Origin of the sequence: Thauera phenylacetica B4P (assembly GCF_000310225.1) — a bacterium.
Lineage (GTDB): Bacteria > Pseudomonadota > Gammaproteobacteria > Burkholderiales > Rhodocyclaceae > Thauera > Thauera phenylacetica.
On the sequence record NZ_AMXF01000378.1, the window covers coordinates 1 to 2438 of the forward strand.

General features: G+C 72.6%; 3 protein-coding genes. 2 read left to right on the top strand and 1 reads right to left on the bottom strand.

Annotation, left to right across the window (positions count from 1 at the left end; all coding sequences use genetic code 11):
• The coding region (locus tag C667_RS22160; RefSeq protein ID WP_004385754.1) for a hypothetical protein at nt 1-222 on the bottom strand (222 nt) is incomplete at its 3' end.
• A 206-nt stretch (nt 223-428) separates the two neighbouring features.
• On the opposite strand from C667_RS22160, the gene C667_RS22165 reads away from it, so the two are divergent.
• Both C667_RS22165 and C667_RS22170 read left to right on the top strand, forming a co-directional pair.
• On the top strand, nt 429-1934 hold the full coding sequence (locus C667_RS22165; RefSeq protein WP_004385755.1) for a sensor histidine kinase: 1506 nt from the start codon (nt 429-431) through the stop codon (nt 1932-1934).
• A 10-nt stretch (nt 1935-1944) separates the two neighbouring features.
• On the top strand, nt 1945-2438 hold a 494-nt coding region (locus C667_RS22170), incomplete at its 3' end, for a response regulator (RefSeq protein ID WP_004385756.1).

Genomic DNA, 2438 nt, shown 5'->3' on the forward strand with positions numbered 1-2438 from the left:
GCCGACGCAGCCCGCCGCGGCGATGCCCGCCGCACCCGGAACGAGCAGGCCGAGCAGCAGCGCCCCCGCCAGCCCGGGCGCGGCGAGCGCGGCCAGGGGCAGGATCTGCGAATCCTTCGGAGCGGGGGCTTGGGGGGCTGGGGACACTAGGCGCTTCTCCACTTGCGCCGCGCTCGCCCTGCGGCGGTGCGGCAATTCGGCGTCCTTGCGGACTTCGCTCACGGAACGTTCCACACGACGATGGAACCAATCAGGGGACTCCCGTTACTATTCGCATCCGCCGCGGATTTGCCGTCGGCATGTACTTTCTTGGCCTGCATGTTCCCTCTACGGGGTGTCTAGGGACAATCGGTAAAATTCCGTGCGTGCCCCTAGGGTTGTGGACTAGTCCGGAAGCAGGAGCAGGCCATCGATACGGAGGGATCCGCGTGCTGATCCGCAGGCAGCAATGGGCGATCGCGATCGCCTCGCTGGTCACCGTCGTGCTCGTCACGGCGCTGTGGATCGCGAACAACCTGGCCTTGCGCGCCGAGCTCGAGCGCGGCCGCATGGCGGCGCAGATCGGGCCGGTGGGGGCCGCGCAGATGCGCGCGCGCATCTTCGAGTTCCTCGCCGCGCCCTCGCCGACCGCACGCACGCGCTGGTACGAGAGCCACCAGGCGCTCGGCACGCTGCTCGCGCCCGCGCTGATGGACGGCACCCCCGGCGAGCCGATCATCGCGGGCCTGCGCGCGCGCCACGCGGAGCTGCCGGCGCTGTTCGAGGCGCTCGCCGCCGATCGCCTGCGCGAGGACGCGGGCAGCGCACCCACGCCCGCGCTGCTCGAGGCGCAGCGTCTCGCCGCGGTGCGCTTCATGGACGCGACGCAGCTGGTGGCCAGCGACACCCTGCGCCTGCTCCATCTCAGCCAGGCCCGGCTGGAAAAGCTGCACGCCGATCAGGAGCGCCTGATCGCCGGCCTCATCCTCGCCCTGGCCCTGGTGATCGGCCTCGAGCTCTTCCTGGTGCATCGCCGCATCCTCGAGCCCCTGCAGGAACTGCACGAGGGCGCGCGGGCGATCGAGAAGGGCCACTACGAGCACCGCCTCGGCATGCAGGGCAAGGACGAGATCGCCGCGCTCGGCGCGCAGTTCGACCACATGGCCGACGCCCTCGGCGAGACCCTGCAGGCCCTGCACCAGCAGCGCAGCCAGCTCGAGCTCGCCAACCGCGAGCTGGAGAGCTTCAGCTACTCGGTGTCGCACGACCTGCGCGCGCCGCTGCGCGGCATCGGCGGCTGGGCGCAGGCGCTCGAGGAGGATCACGGCGCCGCCCTGCCCGCGGACGCGCAGGAATACCTCGCGCGCATCCGCGGCGAGTGCGCGCGCATGAACCTGCTCATCGAGGACCTGCTGCAGCTGGCGCGCGTCACCCGCGGCGAGCCGGTGTTCGAGTGGCTGGAGCTCGACGTGCTCGCCCGCGAGGTGGCCGAGCGCGTGCGCGAGAGCTGGCCGGGGCGCCACATCCAGTTCGCGATCGCGCCCGGGCTCACGGTCTGGGGCGACCGCCGCCTGCTCGGGATCGCGCTCGCCAACCTCTTCGACAACGCCTGCAAGTTCACCGCGCGCGTGCCCGCGGCACGGGTCGAGCTCGGCTGCCGGGAGCTCGTCGATCCCCTCGGCGGGGGCCCGCTGGCACAGTATTTCGTGCGCGACAACGGCGCGGGCTTCGACACAAAGTACGCTGCCCGGCTGTTCGTGCCCTTCCAGCGCATGCACTCGCAGCACGACTTCCCCGGCACCGGCATCGGGCTGGCGATCGTGCACCGCATCATCGTGCGCCACGGCGGCGTGCTGGAGGCCGAGGCCACGCCGGGCGAAGGCGCCTGCTTCCGCTTCACCCTGCCGCTGCTGCCGGGGCCGACGCCGCCTGCATCGAACGCAACGCCGACATGAGGCGAGCGCCTTGAACCTTCCCCCGAACTCCGCCCCGCCGCCCTCTGCGGGCACCCCGGACACGCGCACCGACCCCACGCCGCGCGCGCTCGCCGTGCTGATGGTGGAGGACTCCGAGAGCGACGCGCTGCTGGTGCTGCGCGCGCTGCGGCGGGCCGGCTTCGCGCTGCACCATCGCCGCGTCGAGGGCGCGGCGGAGATGCGCGCGGCGCTCGCCGGCGAGGCCTGGGACGTGGTGCTGTCGGACTTCAACCTGCCCGGCTTCGACGCGCGCAGCGCGCTCGCCGAGCTGCACGCGAGCGGGCTCGACCTGCCCTTCATCGTGGTGTCGGGCACCATCGGCGACGAGACCGCGATCGAGCTGATGCGCCGCGGCGCCCACGACTACCTGATGAAGGACAACCTCGCCCGCCTCGCCCCCGCGATCGAGCGCGAGCTCGGCGAGGCGCGCGTCCGCGCCGAGCGCCGGCGCGCGCTCGCGGCGCTGCACGACAGCGAGGCGGT